At 69.0% G+C, this 24,850-nt stretch carries 24 protein-coding genes and 2 pseudogenes; 12 read left to right on the top strand and 14 right to left on the bottom strand.

Annotated elements, in window-relative coordinates:
- Positions 1-183 (bottom strand): transposase family protein (locus ACIBNA_RS29410; RefSeq protein ID WP_399168205.1); only part of this gene is annotated, 183 nt, incomplete at its 3' end.
- A 207-nt stretch (positions 184-390) separates the two neighbouring features.
- On the opposite strand from ACIBNA_RS29410, the gene ACIBNA_RS29405 reads away from it, so the two are divergent.
- The 5 genes from ACIBNA_RS29405 (at position 391) to ACIBNA_RS29385 (ending at position 8,252) form a co-directional block, all read left to right on the top strand.
- On the top strand, positions 391-1,113 hold the full coding sequence (locus tag ACIBNA_RS29405; RefSeq protein WP_399168204.1) for an ABC-three component system protein: 723 nt from the start codon (positions 391-393) through the stop codon (positions 1,111-1,113).
- On the top strand, positions 1,110-1,601 hold the full coding sequence (locus tag ACIBNA_RS29400) for a three component ABC system middle component (RefSeq protein WP_399168203.1): 492 nt from the start codon (positions 1,110-1,112) through the stop codon (positions 1,599-1,601). The genes ACIBNA_RS29405 and ACIBNA_RS29400 overlap by 4 nt, the downstream gene beginning before the upstream one ends.
- Positions 1,598-3,547, top strand: coding sequence for a DUF3732 domain-containing protein (locus ACIBNA_RS29395; RefSeq protein ID WP_399168202.1), 1,950 nt, complete (start codon positions 1,598-1,600; stop codon positions 3,545-3,547). Before ACIBNA_RS29400 ends, ACIBNA_RS29395 begins: the two co-directional genes overlap by 4 nt.
- Before the next feature lie 260 nt (positions 3,548-3,807).
- Positions 3,808-7,272, top strand: coding sequence for a DNA polymerase III subunit alpha (locus ACIBNA_RS29390; protein WP_399168201.1), 3,465 nt, complete (start codon positions 3,808-3,810; stop codon positions 7,270-7,272).
- Positions 7,269-8,252: a DNA polymerase thumb domain-containing protein gene (locus tag ACIBNA_RS29385; protein WP_399168200.1), complete on the top strand. Its 984-nt coding sequence runs from the start codon at positions 7,269-7,271 to the stop codon at positions 8,250-8,252. Before ACIBNA_RS29390 ends, ACIBNA_RS29385 begins: the two co-directional genes overlap by 4 nt.
- Before the next feature lie 54 nt (positions 8,253-8,306).
- On the opposite strand, the gene ACIBNA_RS29380 is transcribed toward ACIBNA_RS29385, so the two are convergent.
- The 5 genes from ACIBNA_RS29380 to ACIBNA_RS29360 form a co-directional block, all read right to left on the bottom strand.
- The gene (locus tag ACIBNA_RS29380) at positions 8,307-8,927 is read right to left on the bottom strand and encodes a hypothetical protein (protein ID WP_399168199.1); all 621 of its coding nucleotides are present in this window, start codon (positions 8,925-8,927) and stop codon (positions 8,307-8,309) included.
- A 464-nt stretch (positions 8,928-9,391) separates the two neighbouring features.
- Positions 9,392-10,417 carry a hypothetical protein gene (locus ACIBNA_RS29375; protein WP_399168198.1) on the bottom strand — a complete coding sequence of 342 codons (1,026 nt, stop codon included), beginning with the start codon at positions 10,415-10,417 and terminating at the stop codon, positions 9,392-9,394.
- A 160-nt stretch (positions 10,418-10,577) separates the two neighbouring features.
- Complete coding sequence (locus tag ACIBNA_RS29370; protein WP_399168197.1) at positions 10,578-11,618, bottom strand: ImmA/IrrE family metallo-endopeptidase; 1,041 nt, start codon at positions 11,616-11,618, stop codon at positions 10,578-10,580.
- Positions 11,615-12,625, bottom strand: coding sequence for a hypothetical protein (locus tag ACIBNA_RS29365; RefSeq protein ID WP_399168196.1), 1,011 nt, complete (start codon positions 12,623-12,625; stop codon positions 11,615-11,617). Before ACIBNA_RS29365 ends, ACIBNA_RS29370 begins: the two co-directional genes overlap by 4 nt.
- Positions 12,626-12,655: 30 nt before the next feature.
- A complete protein-coding gene (locus ACIBNA_RS29360; RefSeq protein WP_399168195.1) occupies positions 12,656-13,624 on the bottom strand; it encodes a hypothetical protein in 969 nt (322 codons plus the stop codon).
- Between the two features lie 247 nt (positions 13,625-13,871).
- Between ACIBNA_RS29360 and ACIBNA_RS29355 the strand changes: the two are divergent.
- Together ACIBNA_RS29355 and ACIBNA_RS29350 are read left to right on the top strand one after the other, a co-directional pair.
- Positions 13,872-15,338: pseudogene (locus ACIBNA_RS29355) on the top strand (OB-fold nucleic acid binding domain-containing protein); the annotation flags it as partial.
- Positions 15,335-16,318, top strand: a complete 984-nt coding sequence (locus ACIBNA_RS29350) for a DNA polymerase thumb domain-containing protein (RefSeq protein WP_399168194.1) — start codon at positions 15,335-15,337, stop codon at positions 16,316-16,318. The pseudogene ACIBNA_RS29355 and the gene ACIBNA_RS29350, both read left to right, overlap by 4 nt.
- A 16-nt stretch (positions 16,319-16,334) precedes the next feature.
- On the opposite strand, the gene ACIBNA_RS29345 is transcribed toward ACIBNA_RS29350, so the two are convergent.
- The gene (locus tag ACIBNA_RS29345; RefSeq protein ID WP_399168193.1) at positions 16,335-16,709 is read right to left on the bottom strand and encodes a cupin domain-containing protein; all 375 of its coding nucleotides are present in this window, start codon (positions 16,707-16,709) and stop codon (positions 16,335-16,337) included.
- Positions 16,710-16,789: 80 nt separating this feature from the next.
- Here ACIBNA_RS29345 and ACIBNA_RS29340 point away from each other — a divergent pair, with 80 nt between their 5' ends.
- Both ACIBNA_RS29340 and ACIBNA_RS29335 read left to right on the top strand, forming a co-directional pair.
- Complete coding sequence (locus ACIBNA_RS29340; RefSeq protein ID WP_399168191.1) at positions 16,790-17,236, top strand: MarR family winged helix-turn-helix transcriptional regulator; 447 nt, start codon at positions 16,790-16,792, stop codon at positions 17,234-17,236.
- A gap of 170 nt (positions 17,237-17,406) precedes the next feature.
- Entirely contained in the window at positions 17,407-18,267 is an 861-nt protein-coding gene (locus ACIBNA_RS29335) for an esterase/lipase family protein (protein WP_399168190.1), read from the top strand.
- A gap of 82 nt (positions 18,268-18,349) precedes the next feature.
- Here the strand turns inward: ACIBNA_RS29335 and ACIBNA_RS29330 are convergent.
- Positions 18,350-18,864, bottom strand: a pseudogene (locus tag ACIBNA_RS29330) (lytic polysaccharide monooxygenase); the annotation flags it as partial.
- A gap of 267 nt (positions 18,865-19,131) precedes the next feature.
- Here ACIBNA_RS29330 and ACIBNA_RS29325 point away from each other — a divergent pair.
- Positions 19,132-19,581 carry a GNAT family N-acetyltransferase gene (locus ACIBNA_RS29325; RefSeq protein ID WP_399168188.1) on the top strand — a complete coding sequence of 150 codons (450 nt, stop codon included), beginning with the start codon at positions 19,132-19,134 and terminating at the stop codon, positions 19,579-19,581.
- Positions 19,582-19,611: 30 nt separating this feature from the next.
- Here the strand turns inward: ACIBNA_RS29325 and ACIBNA_RS29320 are convergent, their stop codons facing one another.
- Positions 19,612-19,746, bottom strand: a complete 135-nt coding sequence (locus tag ACIBNA_RS29320; RefSeq protein WP_399168187.1) for a hypothetical protein — start codon at positions 19,744-19,746, stop codon at positions 19,612-19,614.
- Between the two features lie 139 nt (positions 19,747-19,885).
- Between ACIBNA_RS29320 and ACIBNA_RS29315 the strand changes: the two genes are divergently transcribed.
- Entirely contained in the window at positions 19,886-20,518 is a 633-nt protein-coding gene (locus ACIBNA_RS29315) for a class I SAM-dependent methyltransferase (protein WP_399168186.1), read from the top strand.
- Between the two features lie 11 nt (positions 20,519-20,529).
- Here ACIBNA_RS29315 and ACIBNA_RS29310 read toward each other — a convergent pair whose 3' ends face one another.
- Positions 20,530-21,030 carry a DUF402 domain-containing protein gene (locus ACIBNA_RS29310; protein WP_399168185.1) on the bottom strand — a complete coding sequence of 167 codons (501 nt, stop codon included), beginning with the start codon at positions 21,028-21,030 and terminating at the stop codon, positions 20,530-20,532.
- Complete coding sequence (locus ACIBNA_RS29305; protein ID WP_399168184.1) at positions 21,011-21,949, bottom strand: GNAT family N-acetyltransferase; 939 nt, start codon at positions 21,947-21,949, stop codon at positions 21,011-21,013. Before ACIBNA_RS29305 ends, ACIBNA_RS29310 begins: the two co-directional genes overlap by 20 nt.
- Positions 21,950-22,020: 71 nt before the next feature.
- Here ACIBNA_RS29305 and ACIBNA_RS29300 point away from each other — a divergent pair, with 71 nt between their 5' ends.
- Entirely contained in the window at positions 22,021-22,389 is a 369-nt protein-coding gene (locus ACIBNA_RS29300; protein ID WP_399168183.1) for a GntR family transcriptional regulator, read from the top strand.
- Here the strand turns inward: ACIBNA_RS29300 and ACIBNA_RS29295 are convergent.
- The 3 genes from ACIBNA_RS29295 to ACIBNA_RS29285 all read right to left on the bottom strand — a co-directional run bounded on the left by ACIBNA_RS29295 (position 22,377) and on the right by ACIBNA_RS29285 (position 24,839).
- Positions 22,377-23,171, bottom strand: coding sequence for a DUF72 domain-containing protein (locus ACIBNA_RS29295; RefSeq protein ID WP_399168182.1), 795 nt, complete (start codon positions 23,169-23,171; stop codon positions 22,377-22,379). The two genes, ACIBNA_RS29300 and ACIBNA_RS29295, sit on opposite strands and share 13 nt — an antisense overlap.
- A 64-nt stretch (positions 23,172-23,235) precedes the next feature.
- Complete coding sequence (locus tag ACIBNA_RS29290; RefSeq protein WP_399168181.1) at positions 23,236-23,631, bottom strand: hypothetical protein; 396 nt, start codon at positions 23,629-23,631, stop codon at positions 23,236-23,238.
- A 113-nt stretch (positions 23,632-23,744) separates the two neighbouring features.
- Positions 23,745-24,839, bottom strand: a complete 1,095-nt coding sequence (locus ACIBNA_RS29285; RefSeq protein ID WP_399168180.1) for a DUF5925 domain-containing protein — start codon at positions 24,837-24,839, stop codon at positions 23,745-23,747.
- Positions 24,840-24,850 lie beyond the last annotated feature (11 nt).

The following is a 24,850-nucleotide window of genomic DNA, read 5'->3' as shown; positions in this document are numbered from 1 at the left end:
TATGCCGAAACCGGCGGCGATCTGCGCGAGCGTGTCGTGCTGGCGAAGGTAGACCAAGCCGACGAGAGCACGCTGGTGCGGCGGGAGCTTGCAGCGGCGGTCACCCTCACGGGTGACGATGAGCATGGTTACCCACTCGACCAGGGCGTGCGGGAGGTCGAGTGCGGCAGGATAGGGAACCAACGAGGCTCCTGCGCTGATGAGTTGAGACGTCGAACACCTCTCTCAACGGCACCGGAGCCTCGTGCGTTGCGGGAGGCCACCCCGTCACCCGACCGGTGGCCACTCTGAAAACGCTCACTGAAAACCACTCGCAGGACCTCGAAGAGCGACGAGCTGGCAAAAGCCTTCGCGGCTTTCGATCTCCTGACGGACGCTCAACTGGAACGCATGGTGTCCAAGATCCAGGTGATCGGCGACGCCCCTGATGTGGTCGCCGTTGAGCAGAAGCTGCGCCAGACGGCGGTCACGGCCGTAGGCCGAGAGCACGCCACATCGTTCCTCATCCGTCTCGAAGGATGGTTCTTCCGGCGAGCCATCCAGCAACTGCTCGCGGTGAGTTTGGACGCGATCACCGGACTGGACTTCGACGCAGCCTTCTCCGACTTGCGTAACCAGTTTGGGAGGGCGAACCTGCCCATCGATGAGGACATCGCCGAGATGCAGGCCGACCTCGCCAAGTATGCGAGACAGCCCTTCGTCCAGCAGTTGGAGCTCATTGAGCTGGGATCCAACCGGGTGAACAAGGCAGTGCGCGACTACATGAGAGCGTTCAGCCAGCGCTCGCGCTGGCTGAACGAGAATCTTCTGCTGCCAAAAGAGATCAGCCGCTACGAGCGACGCCTGACCGAGGAGTGGGAAGACCTCTTCGATGAAATGGTCGACACCCTTGGCGCCGAGGCAGCGGAAGTCGAGAAGGTTGCTGCGGCCAGGAACCTCTACCGATGGGCGATGACTGAGGCCCAGCGGCGTATCCGGCCCGAGTGCGACGAACCCTTCGTGGCCAAGGGCTCGTTCCACATCCTGGCTGATGAATACAAGATCGGCTGGCACATGGACTTCGTCGCTCGGCTGATGGCCGTGCTTGAGCCGGCGGAGACCACGTCCGCATGAGCGAGTTCAGCACTTTCAGCCGCGATGAGCGTGCCCTGTACAACCCGGCCTTCACAGGTCTGCTCGCGGCCCGCTCTGTGCAGGGCCACCAGTCGGAGTTTGGCACGCCGAGCCCGGTCGTCGTCGCGATTTTGGCCGCGGTCATGGCCCTGCAACCGACGATACGCACTGCGCTGCCACGGTCGACCGCGAGCGGACTGCATCGCTGGGTGCAGGAGAACCCGTCCGTACGTACCTCCATGACCCTGAACGCGACCGCCATCGCCGACGTTGTCCGCCCCGGCCTACTGATGGCGCTGCAAACGCGCCTGCTTGCCTGCGACGAGCAAGGCCGGCTCCACGTTCCTCAGGGAGCCTTGAGGCAGGCGATCACCGGGGGCAGTGACGAAGTCGTCGCCCTCCAAAAGGCTGCGCGCCTGTTGGGGCGTTGGCTGCCCAGCGCCGGAAGCATAAGCACCGTCATGACCCTGCTAGGAGTGCGGCCTTGACGTTCCAGATCAGCGCCATCTCCATCTACAACAAAAAAGGAGAGACTCGCACCGTCCCGTTTCAGACGGGCGCGCTCAACATCATCACGGGGGATGCCCGGCGCGGGAAGAGCGCCATCCTGACCATCGTCGACTACTGCCTGGGCAGCGATGGCTTCGTCATCCGCGGCGCAGCCCTCCGAAACTTCGTGCATGTCTTCGCCCTCACCGTCGTCAAGGACGATCAGCAACTGTTCGTGGCCCGACCGGCCCCCGTCGGCAAGGCTGCAAACAACACCACGCTCTGCATCATTTCCCAGGCACACGGTGCACCGCCGCCCGCAATCACAGAACTGACCTTCTCCATGCCACTGGAGATCGCCAAGAAAGTCCTGTCGCGGTTTACCGGCATTGACCCTTCCGTGCGGTTGCCCGTGGCGCGAAGCGTCCGCCAGCTTTCCCCATCAGTCCGGCACGGTTTGTTCTTCTGCCTGCAGGAGCAGAACGAGGTCGCCAACCAGAACCTGCTCTTCCACGGACAATCCGAGGAGTTTCATCGCCCGGCGCTGCGGGCCATGCTGCCGTACTTCCTCGGCGCCGTCGATCCCGAGCGCGCCCAACGCGAGCACCAACTCAAGCTCCTGCGTCGGCAACTGGCCGAAGCCCAGGAGCGCCAGGAAGCAGCACAGCCTTTCCGACATGCCTCAGGAACGGCCGCCGCGTTGTTTGCCGAAGCCGTCGAAGCCAACTTGCTCGACCCTGCGCCGTCTGGCCGCCTTCTATCGCACGACGAGATCGTCGCGAGACTGCGCCTCACCGAGCCGCCTGTCCCGCACGCGGCTCCCGTCACGTCCGAGGACCCGCTGTCGGAGCTCAATGCAGCCCGCCGCGACCTGCGCCAGGCTTACGCTCAGACCCGCGTGCGCATCTCCAACCTCAAGGCCATTGCCCGAGAAAAGGACGACTTCCTCGGTCAGGTACACGAGCAGCATGCACGGTTGGCCACCCTCGGCCTTCTGCCGCAGGCCCGTGCGGAGATGCCACCACAGCAAGGGCTGTGCCCGGTGTGTGGCAGCCATGCGCCCGACGCCGGCCAGGCTACACAGATCATGCGCCAGGACCTTGAGCGTCTGGACGCCGAGATGACCACGATCGGGGAGGCAACTCCGGACATCAACGCACGCATCACCGAAGAGGAAGAGGCTCTCGCGGATCTGCGCTCGGCACTGGCCCGCAATCAAGAGGAGATCGAAGTCTTCAGCGCCGGCCAACGGGCAACCGCCCAGAATGACTCACAGCACCGGGCGGCTGTCGTGCAAGGACGCATCAGCCTCTTCCTTGACGCCATGGCCCGCCACACCCAGGCACCGCCTGCCGTGGACCGCCGGGAAGAGCTCACCGTGCAGATCGCCGAACTCGAAGACCAGCTCGCCAACACCGTCCAGGAGGACCTGCTCAGCAGCCACCTGTCCCTGGTCAACCAGAAGATCCAGGCCAAGGCGACCGCACTGGAGTTGGAGCACCACGATGAGCCCATCCGGCTCGATCCTCAGGCACTGACGCTCATCGCCGACACCCGACCGCGGCCCACCAAGATGTCCGAGATGGGAAGCGGGCAGAACTACCTGGGCTACCACATCGCGACCATGTTGAGCCTGCACGAGTGGTTCGCCGAGATCAACAGCCCCGTCCCGCGCTTCCTCATCCTCGACCAGCCCTCGCAGGCCGGCTTTCCCGATGAGACGCGCGACGGCGGGTTCGGAACCGCCCGCGCTACCCTCCTCAACCTTTACAAGACGATCCACGCAAGTGTCGCGGCACTCCAGGGCGGCTTTCAGGTCATAGTCGTCGAACACGCCGACCTCGACGACGAGCCCTTCCGTAGCGCCGTCCGAGCGCGTTGGCGGCGCAGCAACGGCGAAGCCCTCGTTCCTGAACATTGGATCACCTACAACACCGACGAGTGACCGCACGGCCAGCACCCGAGAGTGTCGTTACATACTGTGATAATTGCTGGTCATATAGCCCTGATCCCGGCAGGTGAGGGCACCTGGCACTCGCTGACCCGGTTCCGTGTGGGTGCACCGGCCTCCCCGTGGGCTTGAGTGCGACAGCACTCTCTTCGAATCGCATAAACGTTCGATGCTGGTCTAGGGTGGTGTCATCACCCCGGAGGGACCGGAGTGGCGATGTGGGATAGGGGGCAGTCAGTGGCGAGGTGGTCCAGGTGCGCGGTTTTACGCATCTGCACGCCGTCTCCGGGTTCTCCCTGCGGTACGGCGCCTCGCACCCCGAGCAGCTTGCGGAGCGGACCGTCGAGCGGGGAATGGACGCGGTCGCCCTGACCGACCGGGACACCCTCGGCGGGGCCGTCCGTTTCGCCAAGGCCGCCGGCCGGGCCGGCGTCCGCCCCCTGTTCGGAGTGGATCTCGCGGTGGAGGCGCCTTCCGAAGTGGCTGGACGTACAGAGCGGCGACGCACACCGGCTCGCGGCGGCGCCTTCGTCGACGAGTCGGCCCAGCGCGTGGTTTTCCTTGCCCGGGACGGCGCCCGCGGCTGGGCCGAGCTGTGCCGGCTGGTGAGCGCCGCGCACGCGGACACCACGGGAGGCCGGCGCCCCTTGCTGCCCTGGGATGCCCTCGGCGGGGAGCATCTCACCGTGCTGCTCGGCCCCACCTCGGACGTCGGCCGCGCCCTGGCCGCAGGGCGGCCGGACCGCGCCGCCCAGCTGATCGCGCCCTGGCGGGAGCGGTACGAGGGCGCGGCGCTTCGCATCGAGGTCGTCTGTCATGGCCGCAGCGGCACCGGCTCCGGTTCACTGCGGCTCTCGGCCCGCGCTCTCGGCTTCGCCGCCGATCAGCGGATCACGCCCGTCCTGAGCAACGCCGTACGTTATGCCGACCCCGGCCAGGGCCCGGTCGCGGACGTCCTGGATTCCGCGCGCCGCCTGGTGCCGATCGATCCACGCGGTGAGCGCGACTGTGGCGAGCGGTGGCTCAAGCCGGCAACGGACATGGCACACATCGCCGAGCAGGTCGCCGAAGCCGCCGGGTATCGCGCGAACACCGCCCGCCGACTACTCGAGGTCACCGAGGAGACCGCTGCCGCATGCCGTGTCGACCCCGAGGGTGACCTGGGACTCGGCCGTGTGCATTTTCCCGAGCCGAAGCTTGTCGGCGCCCACCGACGCACTCCCGAGCGGGTGCTGCGCTCGCAGTGCACTGCCGCCATGCTGCTGCACCGCTACGACCGCGACCGCCGCCGCTGGGAGCGTCTTGAGGACGAGCTGCGACTGATCGAGAGACTGGGATACGCCTCGTACTTCCTCACCGTCGCCCAGGTCGTTGCCGACACTCGCGAACTCGGCATCCGGGTCGCCGCCCGCGGCTCCGGCGCGGGTTCCCTGGTCAACCATCTCCTCGGGATCGCCACCGCCGATCCCGTCGAGCACGGTCTGCTCATGGAGCGTTTCCTGTCCGACCGGCGCACGGAACTGCCCGACATCGACATCGACGTGGAGTCCGCACGCCGGCTTGAGGTCTACCGGGCGATCATTGACCGCTTCGGTGCGGAGCGGGTGGCCACCGTGTCCATGCCGGAGACCTACCGGGTTCGGCACGCCGTGCGCGATGTCGGCCTTGCCCTCGGCCTGGATCCAGCCGAGGTGGACAGGCTTGCGAAATCGTTTCCTCATATCCGAGCTCGCGATGCTCGTGCCGCTCTGCAGGAGTTGCCGGAGCTGCGCGGCATCGACCCGGAGTCGTACGGCTCGCACATGTGGGACCTGGTCGAGGCTCTGGATGCGCTCCCACGCGGCATCGCCATGCACCCGTGCGGTGTCCTGCTCTCCGACGCGACGCTGCTGCGCCGTACCCCGGTCATGCCGACCAGTGGCGAGGGATTTCCCATGTCGCAGTTCGACAAGGAGGACGTCGAGGACCTCGGGCTGCTCAAGCTCGACGTGCTCGGCGTACGCATGCAGTCCGCCATGGCGCACGCCGTCGCCGAGATCGAGCGGACCACCGGGCACCGCATCGATCTGGATGACGCCGCTCAGGTACCGCCGGATGACCCGAAGACCTTCCAGTTGATCAAGTCGTCACAGACTCTGGGATGCTTCCAGACCGAGTCACCCGGTCAGCGCGACCTCATCGCCCGGTTGCAGCCCGAAACCTTCCATGATCTCGCCGTCGACATCTCGCTATTCAGACCAGGACCTGTTGCGGCCAACATGGTCGATCCGTTCATCAAGGCCAGGCACGGGCGCCAGGCCCCCCGCTGTCCGCACCCTGACCTGGAGCCCGCGCTGCGGGAGACGTACGGCGTGGTGGTCTTCCACGAACAGATCATCCGGATCCTGTCGATCATGACCGGCTGCACCCTGGCCTTCGGTGACTACACGCGGCGAGCGCTGTCGAACGCCGACCAGGTTGGACGAGTACGGGCGTGGTTCGCGCAGGAGGCTCGCAGGCGCGGCTATGAGGAGGAGGTCGTCGAGCGCACCTGGGAGATCGTCGAGGCGTTCGGGGCGTACGGCTTCTGTAAGGCGCACGCGGTGGCCTTCGCGGTGCCCTCGTATCAGTCGGCCTGGCTGAAGGCTCATCATCCGGCCGCCTTCTACGCAGGGCTTCTTACGCACGACCCGGGGATGTATCCGAAGCGACTGCTGCTCGCGGATGCCAGGCGGCGAGGCGTGCCGATCCTGCCGCTGGATGTAAATGCGTCGGATTCCGCCTATCGAATCGAACTGGTGTCTGATGCGGAGGGTGATCGACCCGTCCACGGGCTCCGGCTCTCTCTTTGTGACGTGCGTGGGATGAGTGAGAGCGAGGCGGCGCGAATCGTCGTCGGGCGCCCCTACAGCTCGCTCCAGGACTTCGCTTCTCGGGCCCGGCCATCCCGGCCCGTCGCCGAACGCCTCGCCCAAGTCGGCGCGTTGGACACCTTCGGCCGCAATCGTCGCGACTTGCTTTTGCACCTCGCCGAGCTGCATCGCAGCCAGCGGAGCTCTGCGCAGGGCCAGTTGACGCTGGGGGAGCCCGCTGCGGTCCACAGTACGGTCGCCCCCGCCGGTCTGCCCGACCTGGACGATGCCGAGCGGCTCGGAGCCGAGCTCGGGGTACTCGGCATGGATGCCTCCCGCCACCTCATGGGTGATCACCGGGAGTTGCTGGAGGAACTCGGCGTCATCTCCGCGAAGCGGCTCAAAGACCTGCCACATGGCCAGGTAGTGCTGGTCGCCGGCGCGAAAGGAGCCGTCCAGACCCCGCCGGTCCGCTCCGGCAAGCGCGTCATTTTCACCACGCTCGACGACACAACAGGCCTGGTGGACTGTGCGTTCTTCGAGGACAGCCACGAGGCCAGCGCACACACCGTCTTCCATTCCTGGCTGCTGCTCGTGCGCGGAGTGGTGCAGCGCCGTGGCGGAGGCAGTGGAAAGGCACTGTCGGTGACCGGCTCGGCCGCCTGGGACCTCACCGAACTGGCCGAGCTGCGCCGCGAAGACGGCCTGTCGGCGGTGACGGAGCGACTCACTCAGGCCGATTCACCACTGGGCAAGGCCGCAGGCAGCCGCAGCCTCCAACTGGAAACCGGTTACGCACTGCATCCCTGGGCGGATCTGCAGCCGCCCGGCGAGTCCGTCAAACAGAGCCGCAAGCTATGGCACCAGAGCCCCGGGAGTGCAGGATGAACATCCTTTACATCCACTTCCACGACCTGCAGGACGAGCAGCTCTACAGCCGTCTCCTCACCCTGCTGGCCGAGTACACCCCCCTGGTACAGGCACTGCCACCGGACGCCGCACTGGCCGATGTCTCCGGCAGCCTGCGCTACTTCGGTACGGACGCCACGGCACTGGCCGAGCGCATCCGAGCGCGCACCGGTGGGCTGTACGGGCTCCGCTCGACGGTCGGTGTCGCTGCAAACCCGCTACTTGCCCGCATGGTCGCGGCCGACGGCCCGCCCTCGGCAGTCCGCACCCTGCCCGACGGCATCGACACAGTCACCGCCTTCCTCGCGCAGAAGCCCACCGCCGCCCTGAAAGGCGTGGGCCCGGCGACCGCCCGCACCCTGTCCTCGTACGGTCTGGACAACGTCGGCAGGATCGCCGCCACACCCCTCGGCACGCTGCAGCGCATCCTGGGTGTCACCGCCGGACGCCACCTCCATGACGCGGCCCGCGGCCTCGACCCGAGGCCAGTGACCCCCTCGGCCCCACCCCGCTCGATGAGCGTCGAACACCACTTTGCTCAGGACGAGCTGGACCGGGACCGGCAGCGCGCCGCCCTGCTCGCGCTCACCGACCGCCTCGGCCTACAACTGCGCGGCGAGTCTCAGGTGGCCTGCGCTCTCACTCTCACCATCCGCTACGCAGACCGCTCGACGACAACTCGCACCCGCAAGCTGCGCGAACCCACCGCCCACACACGCTCTCTGACAGCGCTCGCCTACGACCTCCATGACCGACTCGCTCTTCAGCGCGCCCGCGTCCGTACCATCTCGCTGCGGGCGGAGAACCTGATCGCCGCCGAACGGGCCTCCCGTCAACTGCTCTTCGAGTCGACCGACGAGAAAGCCCGCCGTATCGAGGCCGCCGCCGATCGCGCCCGAAACCGGTTCGGCGCGGAGGCGGTGCAGCCGGCAGGAGCGGCGACGTTCCATGTCGCATGATCAGGCGCTTCCCGAGATCGGTACCACTCTCAAGGCGGTCGGCCTGATCGGGCCTTATCGATACCACCACGGCGTAAGGACACGCAGGTGTGTGCGGACGGCATCGATGTACGCAGTTTCGAGGGGCTGCAGCGCACTGAGATCGATCACGGCAGGCGGGATGTTCACAGCGGTGTCGGTCTCGATGGCCGGTGCTTCCCAGGCGGCGTGCATGGCTGCCCCTGCTGTCCTGCGGAGTTCCTGTATGAGCTCCGCGTAGGCGGCGCCCACGGTTTCTGATTCGATTTTCGTCCAGGCAAGGTGATACGAGAGGTTGGCCTGGATGTCCCGCAGGGCTTCTGACAGCCGCACCCTCTCCTCGGCTGGGGCATCAGAGCGTCGACGACGGATGGCGTACGGCATTTCCTTGTAGGCGCTGTGGGCCGCGAATGCCTCGGCGAACGCGGTCCGTAGTCGGCCAAGTTCCTCTTCACGGCTTTTGCGTCGTGCGAGCCAGATGTTGATGGTCGCGGTGAGCATGGCGGCGAGGAACGCTCCGGACAGTACGGCCGACAGGACGATGCCGGATTCGAGAGAGGAGGTAGTAGAGCCCGTCGTAGGAGGCGCCGAAGGGACCACGGCGGCCGCCGATGCGGTGGGGACCGGTGACGGTACTGCCGTCTGTGCGGACGTCATGCGGCCCTCCAAGTCGTTATGCGGCACTACGTTCTACGTGCCGTGGGGCGCCTCCTCGCCAGGCCACTCGCCCGTACGGCGCCACCATTCTTCGCGCAACAGGTGGGCCACGACATGCCCCAGAAGGGGAGTCGGCCCGTCGTTGCGGATCCAGCGCTGTTCGGGTGGATCGTACGGAAACCACATACACAGCGCGCCGTCGGGATACCGATGAGGGGACTCGGACGGTCCGTCGGTGTACACGCACGGCACCTCGGGCGCTCCTGGGGGGAAAACGATCGAGACCATCTGCTCCGTGACATCCGGTACGCGCAACCGGACTGCCAGAGCAAAGCCGCCACGGTGTCGACGCGGCGGCCGGATAACGCTGACCTGCAGGCCACAGGCGGCGAGCCGGTACTGGAAGGCGATGCGCGCCGCCGGCCTGGCGTACCAGGCCGGCCTGCGCCACGCGGGGCGGCGAGTCACGCGTGGCGTCCGGTTTCGCCGTAGGCTCGGGTGGGGCGTACGGCAGCCGCTGCACCGCCGAGTCCGAGGGTCACCGTCGTGACGGGGGAAGGCCGACGCAGCGCGGCGATCTTGCCCGCCAGACTGTCGGACACCGGGGCGTCAACGTACCGGTAGAAGACCCGCGACAGCGCTGACAGCACCGCGTCGCGGTCGTCGTCGTTTGCCAGTGCCTCGGCCACGCCGTCCGCTGCGGTACGCAGTCGCCGGGCTGCGACGTCGCGCCTCACCAGCAGCTTCACGTTCGGCGAGACCCCGGCCGGGTCCTTGGTGGCTCCACCGGTCTCCACCCGGAGTGCAGCCTTGGACAGAACCGTGCTCAGCGCTTTCGCCATACCCATCCCCGGCTCGACGAACTCCCACGCCCAGACCGTGAGGTTGTGGGAGGAGAAGCCCGGCTGGCCGTACTGCTTGTTCCATGCCTTCAGCAGGCGCACCACGCGCCGTCGCGTACGCCGAAGCGACTCCTCCCCACCGGTGAAGAGCACCACGTGGCGCTCGGGGTCGGAGGCCTCCCAACGGTTGGTCTCCAGGTTCGGGATCCACAGCCCGGCTCCCTCCTTCCGGGTGAGAGCAACGACCAGGTCCACGGTCGGGTCCTGGCCATCGACGGTCTGCCCGAAGGCGATCTTGGGGCCGCGCTTGGAGGTGCCGCAGCGGGCTTTCGGGTAGACCTTGCGCACTGCGGGACCGAGGAGTGCGCACAGTTCGTCGGTGACGTCGCCGGGCGTCTCGCCGCCACCGTCGGGACCGAGCTGCGGATACACGCGACGGTCGAGTACGACTCCGCCGTCGCCGTCTCCGACTGGGTGGATGAAAGTGTGCTGAGGCAGCGAGCCACTGCGGTAGGTCCGCAGTGCGCCCCGGAAGCTAATTGCGCTGGAGCGGACCAGGTCCAGCCGCGTGCGGGCCTCAGCCAGAGGCTGAGGGTGGGCGTCGATCTGGCTGCGGACGTCGTTGAGGATGTCTTCGGTGTTTCCCATAGTGCTGTTCCATTCGGGTGAGGGGCGCCGAGCGCCCCACGTCGCCCGGGAGCCCCGGGCGGAGCCGCCACTTGGCGGCTCACCCTCCTCTGACGTCACACCGTTGAGATCGTCCGGATCGCTCCCAGGATCTTGGCCTTCGGGCGTTACTCGAACGGGTTCAGGAGCAGTCGCGGCAGGTCGTGCTCGCGCCCTCGAAGCGTGACGGAGCCAAGACCATGAAGCAGCGCTCGCAGGTGCGGTCGCTCCGGCTTCTGGCGGTCGTGCACCCGCAGTGCGCTTGTCCGCAGCGCGGTTCGCCGCATTCCTCGCACGCTCGCTCAGTGACCTTGAACAAGTCCTCGCACGTCTCGCACTCCCACCAGGAACCGAACCGGGAGCTCTGGGTGTTCGGGCGCGGCGCCGTGAAGGCCCGCCATGCCACGCTGTCCTCGGCCAGCACCGTGATCAGGTAGTCCTCGTCACACCACGCCGCTTGCCCGTACAACAGATCGCTGTGCCCTCCGGACCGGTAGACGATGTACGTCTTGTCCCGCTGGATCGTGCCTCGGGTGCGTAGGGCAGCGGAGACGAGCGGGGTCCCAGACTGGTCGGAGCCGTGGGCCGGCGGGATCATGCCCCGGGACGCGGCGAAGAGGACCTCGCCCGTGATGTCGAGCAGCACGACGGCGCCGCCGCCAGCCAGATACTGCGCCGCTCGCACACAGCATGCCTCCCGCGATGCCTGGGACGTACGAAACATGGTGATCACGTCGTCGGCGGACGGCCCTCTGCGGCGTACATCCTCAGGAATACGGTCATCCGGCACCAGGACGCGTGCTGCGAACGCGTCGCACGCTGCATCCTCGAAGGCCTCCGAATCCTCCCAGTCGAACAGACGCTGCCCCAGGGCTGGGTCGGTCTGCTGGAGGTGGTGGCCGAGCTCGTGTAGTCCCGTGAATCCCCGGCGCCGAAGTGAGCGTGCCGCCCCGACCACGAGGGTGGGGGGATTGGAGTCTGACCGATAACTGCCGGCGACCGAACACCGGCCGCCGGCGTCCGCCTCGGCCTCCAACGACACCCGGATGTCCGTCCAGCGGTGCAGCTCAGCCAGCGGATCAGCGCGCAGCGCCTCCAACGCCCCCGGGTGAAGGCGCTCGACGGCGGAGATCATCGCCTCGGCCTGACGTGGGGCCTCCTCGATGAACCGGTGACGTGTCATCTCTCCTCCGCGCCGTCCTCGTCACGGAGGAACTGCCTCAGACGTGCCTCCCAGTCGGCGGGCCCGCCGCCGGTCTGACGAGCGGCCAGCGCGAAGGCGCCATAGCCGCCCGAAAGTCGTGCCTGCGTTTCACTGATTCCCAGGCGCTGGGCCCGGCGCGCCCAGACAGGGCGCCACCGGGGGTGCTCAGCGACGACAACAAGATCAGCAGGCAAGGGGCGGACTGTACGGGCGATCTCTTCCGCGGGCAGTCCCGTGGCCGACGCGAACGTGTCGATCTGGTCTGCTGAAAGCGGTGTCTTGCCTCGAAGTAGTTTCATGACCTGCGGCTGCGGCAGCCGCAACGCAGTGCACAGCGCCCCCAAGTCCAGCTGGTCACCGAGTAGCGACGCCAGAGTTCCAGCCGGTTGCCCGACCTCCTCAGCAGGCAGACCAGGTGCATGCTGGAGGTACTCCAGATCATCGGCGAGGCCGGCGCGCACTTCGGCAGCTGGCTCCAAGGCGGAACGGATCGGCAGCCCCTCGCGTACTCCTGCCGGGACCGGCCCCGACCGGCCTCGGAGTCTTGCCGCGGTGAATTCCACGAGGTCCTCACCCCAAGCGTCGACCACGCGCTCCAATACCCGCATCGGGATGCAGGAGGCCAGGCCTGTCCACACGGTGGTGTTCACGCCGAATGCAGCACGTGACCTGGCCACCACCATGCTGTTCTCGTCTTCGGCCGGCGGGTCGATCGTGACGGGCACCGCGCTCACTTCACGGGCTTTGACGTCCAGGACTAGCACGAGCATGCTGACGTCCTCCCAGCGCGCCCGCCACACTTGACCGATCTCAAGCTCCACCTGAGCCGGATCACCGAACCGCTCTCTGAGCCCTGCCTCTGACAGGGCCCGCGGTCCACGAGCCCGCTGGGCCAGATCCAGAAAACGCTGCGGTACCCCCTGGTCACTCATGGTGTCCTCCCGCATCCATCGACTGAGCAGGTCTCCACCATTGACTGACGTCATAGCGCTCAGGGTGTCCGGCCCCGGTTCTATTCATCGTGTCTCCGCTGCTCCGCTGCACAACCGGATCACCTCCGACCCCACGGAACGTACATCGTCGCCGTCCCCGACGAGTTGACGCAGCTTCTCCCTCAGGCGTGCTGCGTGGTGATAGGCCTGGGAACGACCGCAGCCCAGAAGCGTCTGGATCTCTCCGGGACTGTCCAGGTACGGCACCATGCGCCGTTCCTGGGGGTTGAGCATGCCCACGATCGCTTCGGCTGTAGACGTTGCTTCGGCATCGTCAACGTATGCAAGGACGATCTCTTCCGGAGAAGAGTGAGCACCCACTGCGATCTCTGATCCGGCATCGGCCGTGAGCGAGACAACAACCGGATCCAACACCACGGGAAAGCGGGCGGTGAACACCTCGACCAGCTGAGCGACGTCCATCGATCCGGTGGCAGCGGTCAGAACCGCATGGATCACGGCTTCTATCGATGCCCTGTCGGCGACGGGGGCACGGCGCGTTTCACTGTTCCACTTGGGAATCTTGATGTTTGTTACGGAGTAGGCGGCCTCGACGAGCGGGGTAACGGGGCCCGACCACGGCTGCACCGTGGTGTCGGCCAAACGCCACCTGCCAGCACCCTCCGTGCCCGGAGGCACCGTCTCGAAGGCGCCGCTCTCGGCCAGCACTTTTTCCAGCGAACGACCTACCGATACGACCGCAGTCTTACGAGCGCGGTCGATCAACCAGTACCGGATCGACGTCCGCAGCAGCTTTCCGACAGAGTCGTCATTCTTGGCCTGAGCCAGAAGGTTGGCGGTCACCGGTTCGATTCGGTCTGCAAGAAAATCACCCAGCAGATCCTCTAGATCGGCCTCCTGCCAGCCAGCCGCCGGAGACAGAACCGGCAGCCGCCGGACTTCCTCCCGGATCAACTTGTAGATCAAAGACAGACAGATGGGGCCGAAGTGCCCAAGCTCGTGCAGCTCATCGAACGTGGAAATGGCCGGCACCTCCCCTTGACGGGCAAACCGTACGCCGAGGAGAGGGGCGTGAGCGCTGGTTTTGCATTTTCGCTCTGCGTCATCCAGCCCTGAGGAGTTGGCAATGTCTCGTTGCCGGGGGGCCGACAATCCCCGAGGCCTGTCATCTGGTGCTGGAACCGAGTTCCAGAGCCCAAGCAGGCCGCTCGCCGCTCACCGACCGAGCGCTGTGTTCGACCCGCGTACCTACGGCTACCTAAGAGACACGACAGCTAAGCGGAAACAACCGGTCGCCGCCGACATGGTGCGGCCGTTCATCGAGGCGCGGCACGGGCGGGCGCCGATCCGCTATCCGCACCCGGATCTGGAGGAGCCGCTGAAGGAGACGTACGGGGTCGTCGTCTTCCACGAGCAGGTCATCGACATCGTCGGCATCATGACCGGCTGCGGGCGCGGTGAGGCCGACCGGGTGCGGCGCGGGTTGTCGGATCCGGAGTCGCAGGGGCGGATCAAGGTGTGGTTCGCGCAGCACGCGGCGGCGAACGGATATGACGCGGAAACGATCCAGCGGACCTGGGAGATCGTCGAGGCCTTCGGGTCGTACGGCTTCTGCAAGGCCCACGCGGTCGCCTTCGCCGTGCCGACGTACCAGTCGGCGTGGCTGAAAGCGCATCACCCGGCCGCCTTCTACGCGGGGTTGCTCACGCACGACCCCGGGATGTATCCGAAGCGGCTGCTGCTGGCGGACGCGCGGCGGCGCGGGGTGCCGGTGCTGCCGTTGGACGTGAACGCGTCGGGCTTCGCACACCGTATCGAACTGGTGTCCGGTAAATGGGGGCTGCGGCTGGCGCTCTCCGATGTGCACGGCATCAGTGAGGCCGAGGCGGCGCGGATCGAGCAGGGGCAGCCGTACGCCTCGCTGGTCGACTTCTGGGAGCGGGGCCGGCCCAGTCGTCCGCTGGCCCAGCGGCTCGCGCAGGTGGGAGCGCTGGACGCGTTCGGCGCCAACCGCCGTGATCTGCAACTGCATCTGACCGAGCTGCACCGGGGCGCGCGGGGCGCGGGGGGTGGCCAGCTCCCGTTGGCCGGCGGGCGGAAGACGGCCCCGGCCGGGCTGCCCGACCTCACCTCGTCGGAGCGGCTCAGTGCCGAGCTGGGCGTGCTGTCCATGGACGCCTCGCGCAATCTGATGGACGATCACCGGGCATTCCTCGACGAGCTGGGCGTGGTGTCCGCGCGTCGGCTGCGCGAGGCCCGGCACGGGGAGACGGTGCTGGTCGCGGGTGCCAAGGCGGCCACCCAGACGCCGCCGATCCGGTCCGGCAAGCGGGTCATCTTCTCCACCCTGGATGACGGCACGGGCCTGGTCGACCTCGCCTTCTTCGACGACTCCCACGACGCCTGCGCCCACACCGTCTTCCACTCCTGGCTGCTGCTGGTGCGCGGGGTGGTGCAGCGGCGCGGCCCGCGCAGCCTGAGCGTGGTGGGCGCCGTTGCCTGGAACCTCGCGGCGCTGCTGGAGGTGCGGCAGGAGGAGGGGCTGGAGGGAGTCGCGGCCCGGCTGGCCGGCTCGGAGGGAGCGCCCGCGCCGGCGGGCTCCGCGGCCCAGGATCCGGCGGAGCAGCGCAAGATCCGCATGCCCACGGGGTACGAGATGCACCCCTGGGCCGATCTGCGTCCCGCGGGCGAAGGGCCCGCGGTGGGAAGAAAGTTGTGGCACCAGAGTCCGGGGAGTGCGGGATGACCATCCTCTGCGTACGTTTCCAGCTGCCTCCGACGCGCGAGGCCGACCTGCCCCGACTGCTCGGGATGCTCGAGGAGTTCACCCCCGTCGTCCAGGCCCTGCCACCGGACGGGGCGCTGGCAGACCTGCGGGGCGCCGAGCGGTACTTCGGGCGGGACGCCGTCGAATTGGCCTCGGTGATCCGGGTGCGCTCGCTCGCGCTGTACGGGGTCGACTGCGTGATCGGTGCCGGGCCCGGGCCGATGCTGGCCCGCGTGGCGCTGCGCGACGCCGTGCCCGGGGTGACGTGCGCGGTGCCCCAGGAGCAGGGCGCCATCGCGGAGTTCCTCGCGGACAAACCCGTCGCCGCGCTGCCCGGCGTGGGCGCCGCGACCGCCCGCACGCTGGGCGACTACGGCCTCGACACCCTCGGCAGGGTCGCCGCGGCGCCGCTGTCCACGCTCCAGCGGCTGGTCGGTGCGAAGGCCGGCCGCGAGCTGCACGAGAAGGCGAACGGCATCGACCGCGGCCGGGTCGTACCGAACGCCGTCTCCCGCTCCCTCGCGACGGAACGCCCCTTCGGCCGCGACGAACTGGACCCGGACCGCCACCGCCGTGCCCTGCTGTCGGCCGCCGAGGAGATCGGTGCCCGGCTGCGCGCCCTGGACAAGATCTGCCGCACGCTCACCCTCACCGTGCGCTACGCCGACCGCTCCGCCACGACCCGCACCCGCACGCTGACCGAGCCGACCGCGCACTCGCCGGACCTGACCAGGGCCGCGTACGCCATGTACGAGGCGCTCGGCCTGCAACGCGCCCGGGTCCGCGCGATCGCCCTGCGCGCCGAGGGGCTCGACCCCGCCGACCAGGCCTCCCACCAGCTGACCTTCGACCCCGTGGACGAGAAGGTCCGCCGCATCGAGGAGGTCGCGGACCGCGCACGGGCGAAGTTCGGGCCGCGGGCGGTGATGCCCGGGGGACTAGGGGGGCTGGCGGCGTAGATCCTTCTGCGTGACGTCAGTTGGCCCACGGCGGCACGATACGGGTGCCGTCGGCGAGCCGTGCCTCAAGGCCGACGGAGGTGGTGACCCAGGAGTACGCGGTCCGGTCGGTGGGGTTCTCGACGGCCAGGGTGGCGCCAGGGTTGACGATCACCGTGTCGCCCGCCGCGATCCGCTCGGTGCGGCCGTCGAGGGTGATCAGCAGCTCGCCGTCGAGCAGATGGAAGATCTCCTCCCGGCTGACGGTGTGCGCGGGTGCCTTGAGGCCGGCGGGGATCTCACCGCGCCAGGCGCACAGCTCCTTGCTGCCGCTGCGCGGGGTGGCGTACGAGACGAATCGGGCGCCGTGGATCTCATGGGTGACGGCTTCGGACGAGCGGACGACGGGCATGACGGCCTCCATATGGTCAAGTAGCTTGACTATATGGTCAAGCTGCTTGACCGTCGCGTCAAGGGTGTTTCAATGCATGCGTGCAGAACTCCGAGGCCATGGCCCTGTCCGCCGCCCTGCTCGCCGTCGCCGGCGGGCTCACGCAGCGCATCCACGAGGGTGTGGTCGCGCGCGGCTTCGAGGGGCTGCGGCCCGCGCACGGCTTCGCCTTTGCCCGGCTCGCCCCGGATGGCGCGACGGTCACCGACCTCGCCGTCCACCTCGGGGTGACAAAGCAGGCTGCCAGCCAGCTCGTCGACGAGATGGTCCGCAAGGGATACGCCGAGCGGCGGCCACACCCCGAGGACGCGCGGGCGCGGCTGGTCGTGTTGACCGGGCGGGGGTGGGACTGTACGCGGGCTGCGGAGGAGGTGGCCGCGGAGGCTGTGCGGGAGTGGGGGGATGTGCTGGGGGAGGGGCAAGTGCGGTTGCTGCGGGAGCAGTTGCTGCGGATCGCCCCCCGGGGGCCCGTGCGGCCTGCCTGGTGAAGGGCGTTACGTGAGTCCGCCGGTGGCGGTTATCGCTGGAAGTTTTTACTGACGCGTAACTTCCAAGTTTGACTACCCGCTCGTAACTTGACGAGTGAACAGCATCCCGTGATCCGGATCACAGGGCGTCGTGCCGTCGCACCTCCCTTGAGCCGCAAGGAGATCACTCGATGCTGCCCTGGAAACGAGTGTTCAGCCCCCTGGCCGCGCTGCTGCTGACCGCCGCGGCCGTCACCGTCCCCGCCACCTCCGCCCAGGCGGCCGGCGCCCCGAGCTCCGGCTGGAACGACTATTCCTGCAAGCCGTCCGCCGCCCATCCCCGCCCTGTCGTCCTCGTCCACGGCACCCTCGGGAACTCCGTCGACAACTGGCTGGGCCTTGCCCCCTACCTGAAGGTCCGCGGCTACTGCGTCTTCTCCCTCGACTACGGCCAGTTGGAGGGCGTCCCCTTCTTCCACGGCCTCGGACCCGTCGAGAAGTCGGCCGGGCAGCTCAAGGAGTTCGTCGACAAGGTGCTCGCCGCCACCGGCGCCCCCGAGACCGACGTCGTCGGACACTCGCAGGGCGGCATGATGCCCCGCTGGTATCTGCGGTTCCTCGGCGGAGCCGCCAAGGTGAACGCCCTGGTCGGCATCGCGCCCAGCAACCACGGCACCGACCTGAACGGCTTCACCAAGCTGCTGCCCTACTTCCCGGGCGCCGCCGACCTGTTGGCGAAGAACACCCCCGCCCTTGCCGACCAGGTCACCGGCTCCGACTTCCTCAAGCGGCTCAACGCGGGCGGCGACACCGTGCCAGGCGTGCGCTACACCGTCATCGCCACCAAGTACGACGAGGTGGTCACGCCGTGGCGCAGCCAGTACCTGAGCGGGCCGGACGTGCGCAACGTCCTGCTCCAGGACCTGTGCCCGGTCGGCCTGTCCGAGCACGTGGCCATCGGGCTGTTCGACCGGATCGCCTTCCACGAGGTGGCCAACGCCCTCGACCCGGCTCGGGCCAGGCCCACCACGTGTGCGTCGGCGTTCGACTGACACGTGTATTCGGCTGACACGTGTAGGGAAATGCTTCGGGGCCTGTCCGGCCTGAGCCGCCGGACAGGCCCCGAGTCCTGGGTCAGCGGCCGTGGCGACTGCCGCTCACCGTCCGCCGCCGGGCCGACAGGAACAGGGCCGACGCGCCGAGCGCCAGCGCGGCCGCGCCGCCGAGCGCGACGTACGCGGTGCCGCTGTCGCCGCCGGTCTCGGCGAGGTTCTCCCCGTGGCGCCGGCCGCCTTCGGCTGGTTGGGAGTGGCTTCGGCCGCCTCGGGCCGGTTCGGGGCGGTGTTCTCCGGGGCCGCGGCCGGCTCGGCCGAGGTGCTGGGGTCGTTGTCGCCGTGCCCGTGGTGCTCGATCGTCGACTTGTCGTTATCCGCCTCGATCTGCTCCTTGGTGGGAGCGGAGGCCGTCGGGGCCGGGCACTCCAGATCCAGGTCGTTCCAGGCGAGCGGCTTGGCCGGGGCGTAGCCGGGCTTGGTGATGTACACCTTGAACGTGCCCTTGTGAGGGGCCGTCACGCGGTACTTGAAGGTGTGCGAGCCGCTGCGCACCCTGGTCGCCGGCCGGTCGGCGGGGGCCAGGTCGAGCCCCTGGCCGACTCGGGACTCTCCGGGCCCTCAGGGCGAGCGGGAGGGCGCCGAGGGCGGTGACGGTGACTGCCGTGCGGCGTGCGGGCATGCGGGAACGCCTCGAAACGGTACGTGGGAACAGGGTCGGGCCTCAGTGGGCCGGATCCCGTGGGGTGATCCGAAGCTAGCCCTTGAGAACCGTGAAATCGCCTGTTGAGGGCGGGTGAGGGAGATCCTCATGGCCCGCTTGAGGGAGTGCTCACACTGGCATCAGGTAGGTACCGTCTCGGCATGGCAGATGAGGAGATCCGGCCGGCCGGCACCGCCGACGTACCGGTCGTCGAGGGCGTGATCGACGCGGCTTTCCGCCCGTACATCGAGCGCATCGGACGGGTGCCGCAGCCCATGGAGGAGGACCACGCGGCGAACGTGGCCGCGGGCAAGGTGTTTGTGACGGGCGATCCCGTGACCGGCCTCGTCGTGGTCGAGGCGTTCGAGGACCATCTCTTCCTCGACATCATCGCCGTCCACCCCACCGCGCACGGCAGGGGAGTGGGGCGACGGCTGCTGCGGTTCGTGGACGCGCAGGCGCGTGCGCTGGGGCTGCCCGAGGTCAGGCTCTACACGAACGCGCTGATGTGGGAGAACCAGGAGATCTATCCGAAGTACGGCTATGAGCTGGTGGAGCGGCGACTGGACTGGCCCTACGACCGCGTCCACTACCGCAAGCGGCTGCTCTGACGCGTGCGTCTCATGATCGGCACCGGCCGCTCAGGCGTCCGGCCACCAGGTGCGTGCGATGTCCTTGCGGACCTCCGGGCGCCCGGCGGGGCGCTCGTCGACCTCCTCGCGGAGCCGGCGGACATCCGACTTCTTCAGGGGCTTCTGCACGGTCACACGGCGCATGGCTGCCTCCTTAAGGGGCTACCGGGTTCCGTGTTCTCACGGAGGTAGACCTTTCGGGGGAGAGTTCCTCATCGCTCCTGGTCTGTCAGTGGCGGCTGTCACGATTCGAGTGTCAGTGGCGGGTGTCACTCTTGGGGACATGGCGAACGACAGTGACGTGACGACCTCGGCGAACATCGGCGCCGACGTGGACTGGGACGCGCGGGCCGCCGGCTTCGACGAGGAGCCGGACCACGGACTGCGCGACCCGGAGGTGCGCCGGGCCTGGGCCGCGCGGCTGCGCTCCTGGCTGCCCGGGCGGGCCGGTGACGTCCTCGATCTCGGCTGCGGCACCGGCAGTCTGTCGCTCCTCGCGTCCGAGCAGGGGCACCGGGTGACGGGCGTGGACCTCTCCCCGGCGATGGTGACGTTCGCCCGGCAGAAGCTGGCCGGGCGTGACGCGGTGTTCCTCATCGGTGACGCGGCGGCACCGCCGGTCGGTGAGCGGCGCTTCGACGCCGTGCTCGTCCGGCATGTCCTGTGGGCCCTGCCCGACCCCGGCCGTGCCCTGCGGCACTGGGCCCGGCTGCTGCGGCCGGGAGGACGGCTCGTGCTGATCGAGGGGGTGTGGGGGAGGGCCGAGCCGCCGGTCGGGATACCGGCGGAGCGGCTCACCGGCCTTCTCGCGCCGATCGCCGGGCAGGTGAGCGTGGAGCGGCTGTCCGGCGATCCGCTGCTGTGGGGCGGGGAGGTGGCGGACGAGCGGTACGCGGTGGTGGCCGTGACGGCGTGAACGGGGAGGGTTCAGGCCAGGAGCGCGGTGAAATCGCCGCCGCGGGCCAGTGACTCCAATTCGTCGAGTGCGGCGAGCGCGGCGGCCGCTGCCTCGGGGTCCGTCTCGCTGAGGCCGCTGTCTGCGAACTCGTCCTCGTCCAGGCGCCGTACGTCCGTGCCGTCCGCGGAGACCCACAGGTCCAGGTCGAGGTCCTCCACGACCAGCTCCGGGCCGGAGCGCGAGGCGGGGCGGGTGATGTCGCAGTACCAGCCCTTCAGCGCGCCCGTGGCCGAGCGGACCTCCTTCACCGCGTACCAGCGGTCATGCCAGTAGTACTCCGTGAAGACGTCCCCGGGCTCGAAGCGGACGAAGCCGAAGTCGCGGACGCCGCTGCCCGCCCACGGGGCGCGGACCGCGAGGCGGGTGCCGTCGTCCGTCAGGAGCTCGCCGGTGTAGCGGATCTTCGTACGGCCCGCCTTGACGAGCGCGACGTTCAGCTGCCCGGGCAGGTCAGCCGATTTCACGGACATGGCGCACTTCCTTCGCGCAGATCTCGTAGCCGAACCACTTGTTGATGGCGATCATCGGCTCGTTGCCGGTGTCGTTGCCGGTGTCGTTGCCGGTGAACGCCTCCGTGTACCCCGCGGCACGCGCCCGGTGCAGGGAGTCGTTCTTGGCGAGCTTCGCCAGGCCCCGGCCGCGGAACGCCCGGGCGGTGCCGGTCATGGCGGTCCCGTAGCGGCTGCCGTCGGTGTGCGCCACGCTGAAGGCGGCGGGGCGGCCGTCGACGAGGGCGACCGTGGTCAGGTCCCGGTTGAGGAGCGGGTGCTTCCAGTTCTGTTCGAGCCAGGCCTCGTAGTCCGTGAACTCGGTATCGATGTCGCTCGGTTCGTCCGACACCGTCTCGGCGTCCAGTTCGAACAACGGGCGCGGGTCGTCCGCGAAGTCGGCGGCCGTGCGCAGCTCGACGCCGGCCGGCGGGTCCTCGCGGAACGGCAGCGTGCCGCCTGCCAGGTCCAGGCGCAGGAAGTAGGCGGAGCGGCTGGCCCGGAAGCCGTGCCGCTCGGCGAAGGCGAGGTTGTCCGGCTCGTCCAGCACCCAGGCGAACAGCTTCCGCACGCCCAGCCCCGCCAAGCGCTCCTCGGCGGTGCGCAGCAGGAGCGAACCGGCGCCGCGGTGTCTGCGCTCGGGGCGTACGTAGATGTTGGCGGAGCCCTGGCCGGGTTCCGGGCTGTCGTGGGCGACGCTGATCTGGGCCGTGCCGATGATCTCGCCGTCCTCCTCCGCGACGAGCTGCCCGAAGTGGGCGTCCGGGTGGGCGCGGGTCAGGGTGTGCACCACGGACTCGGGCGTGGACAGCATGTAGGGCAGGGCGAGGCGGCGGGTCCGGGAGAACCCCTCGGCGTCGGCTCGGACGTCGGGTCGCAGGTCGCGCACGATCACGGTCATGGAGGCGCACGTTACGCGGGGGCGCAGCCCGGGTGCCTCCCATTTTCCGTCGGGTACGGGACAATCGGCCTGTGACCTTGAAGATCGACATCGACGACAGTGCTCCGCCGTACGAGCAGGTGCGGGCGCGGATCTCCGAGCAGGCGCGGTCGGGGGAACTGCCGGTGGGATACCGGCTGCCGACCGTGCGGGGGCTGGCCGAGTCGCTGGGGCTCGCCGCGAACACGGTCGCCAAGGCGTACCGGGCGCTGGAGGCGGACGGCGTGATCGAGACGCGCGGGCGCCACGGCACGTTCGTGGCCGCCGCCGGCTCGGCGGCGGACCGGGAGCTGGCGGCCGCCGCCCAGGCGTTTGCGGAGCGGGCTCGCAGGCTCGGGCAGGGGGAGGACGCGGCGCTCGCCGCCGTACGGGATGCCCTGCGGGCGTCTTACGGGGAGTAGGGCGTTGCTCGGCCTGCCTGCGCCAGACGCTCGGGTGTCCGTGTGATCTCCAGGCCCGCCGATCTCCCCAGCCGCGCGAACGTCATCGCGTCCGCCACCGCCGCACCACCCGGGTCGTTGTTGAAGTACGCGTAGACGTCCTCGCCGTCGGACCAGGTCGTGGCGATGCGGTCGAGCCAGGTGGCCAGGGAGCGGCGGCCGTAGTGCGGCCAGGGCCGGGCGCGGCCCTGGTGGAAGCGGACGTAGCCCCAGTCGGTCGTGCGCCACAGCGGCGTCGCGGGGCGGGCCAGGACGTCGGCCCAGCACAGGGCCGCGTGCCGGGACTCCAGGACCGCGCGGACCTCCGGCGTCCACCAGGAGTCGTGGCGGGGCTCGACCGCGACCCGCCTCGAGGCGGGGAAGCAGGCGAGGCAGGCGTCCAGGAGGCCCGGATCGGCGCGCAGGTTGGGCGGGAGCTGGAGGAGCACCGGGCCGAGGCGGTCACCGAGACCCGCCGCGTGGCTCATCAGGCGGTCGACCGGCTCCTCGGGGTCCTTCAGCCGCTTGATGTGGGTCAGATAGCGGCTCGCCTTGACCGCGACCACGAAGTCCGCGGGCACCCGCCCGCGCCAGTCCTCGAACGTCTCCCGGGCCGGCAGCCGGTAGAAGGCGTTGTTGATCTCGACGGTGGCGAAGTGCCCGGCGTACTCCTCCAGCCACAGTCGCATCGGCAGCCCGGACGGGTACAGGACGTCCCGCCAGTCCTTGTACTGCCACCCGGACGTGCCGACGAACAGGGTCATATCCCTATCAAAGCACCACACGCCCTGGGAGGGTGGCAGTGGCGACCTTGGTCCTCCGGAGCCCCTACGCGTCGGCGCGCGTGTGGAAGCGGTAGAACAGCAACAGGAAGATGGCTGCCGTGACCAGCAGCGTCGTGATGACCACAGGACGGATGTCGTCGCCGGTCTGGCTGTAGAGGAAGCCCAGTGCGGCGCCGGCGAAGGCGGCCCGGAGCAGGGCGTGCAGGGCGTGCAGGTCGCGTCTGAGGCGCCGGGTCACCTGGACCACGGCGATGCAGACGGCTGTGAAGGCGAGCCCGCTCCACACACCCCACGCCAGATCCGGTCCGGTGATCGGACCACCGTGACGCCGGTTCACCGCGACCCAGTTGCCGTAGACGAGACCGAGGACGACGGGCAGGACCCACCGCGCGACGCGGTGGGTGGGTTCGCTGAAGACGGTGGGTGCCGTGTGTGCCATCAGAGGCCTCCCTGGTCCATGCGGAGCTCGGCGTCGCTCCTCCGCACACCGTCGCACGCCTTGGTGACAGGGAGGTGAGAAACGGTTGTGAGCGAACCCGGCGGGTGGCCCCGCTACAGATACAGCCCCGCGTCGGCGTCCCCACGCGGCTCCGGCAGGGCCGTCGGGGACGTGCCCCGGCGCAGCGCGTACAGCTCGGCCAGCGTCGCGCCCTCCCTGCCGACGCCGTCCTCGCGGCCCAGCCAGCTCACCGCCTCCCGGCGGGTCAGCGGGCCCACCTCGATCCGGGCGAGGCAGCGGCCGGGCCGGACGACGGCGGGGTGCAGGCGCTCCAGGTCCTCGTTGGTCGTGACCCCGACCAGGACGTTGCGGCCCTGGCCGAGCAGTCCGTCCGTCAGGTTCAGCAGCCGCGACAGCGCCTGGCCCGCCGTGTGCTTGGCCTCGCCGCGGATCAGCTCGTCGCAGTCCTCCAGGAGCAGCAGCCGCCAGCGGCCCTTGCCCGCCGCGTCCTCCTCGCCGATCGCGATGTCCATCAGATAGCCGACGTCACTGAACAGCCGCTCGGGGTCCAGGACGCAGTCCACCTGGCACCAGTCCCGCCAGGAGCGGGCGAGGGTGCGCAGCGCCGACGTCTTGCCGGTGCCCGGCGGGCCGTGCAGGAGGAGGAGCCGGCCCGAGATGTCCTCGGGGGTCGTCTTCATCAGGCGGTCCATCGCGTCCGCCACCGGCGCCGTGTAGTTGGGCCGGATCTCGTCCCAGGTGCCCGCCGCGATCTGGCGCGTGGTGCGGTGCGGGCCGCGGCGCGGGGAGACGTACCAGAAGCCCATCGTGACGTTCTCCGGCTGCGGTTCGGGTTCGTCCGCCGCGCCGTCCGTGGCCTGGTCGAGGACCTTCTTCGCCAGCTCCGCGCTGGTCGCCGTCACCGTGACGTCGGCGCCCCGGTTCCAGCGGGAGATCAGCAGCGTCCAGCCGTCGCCCTCCGCGAGCGTCGCGCTGCGGTCGTCGTCCCGGGCGACGCGCAGCACGCGGGCACCGGGCGGCATCAGCGTCGCCCCGGAGCGTACGCGGTCGATGTTCACGGCGTGGGAGTACGGCTGCTCGCCCGTCGCGAAGCGGCCGAGGAACAGCGCGTCGACGACATCGGACGGGGAGTCGGAGTCGTCGACGTTGAGCCGGATCGGCAGCGCCTCGTGCGGGTTTCCAGACATGCCGCCATGAT

Origin of the sequence: Streptomyces sp. NPDC050164, assembly GCF_044459945.1 — a bacterium.
Taxonomy (GTDB): Bacteria; Actinomycetota; Actinomycetes; order Streptomycetales; family Streptomycetaceae; genus Streptomyces; species Streptomyces coeruleorubidus_A.
Note: the sequence above shows the minus strand (reverse complement) of the source record. Positions and strands in the feature narration are given on the sequence as shown.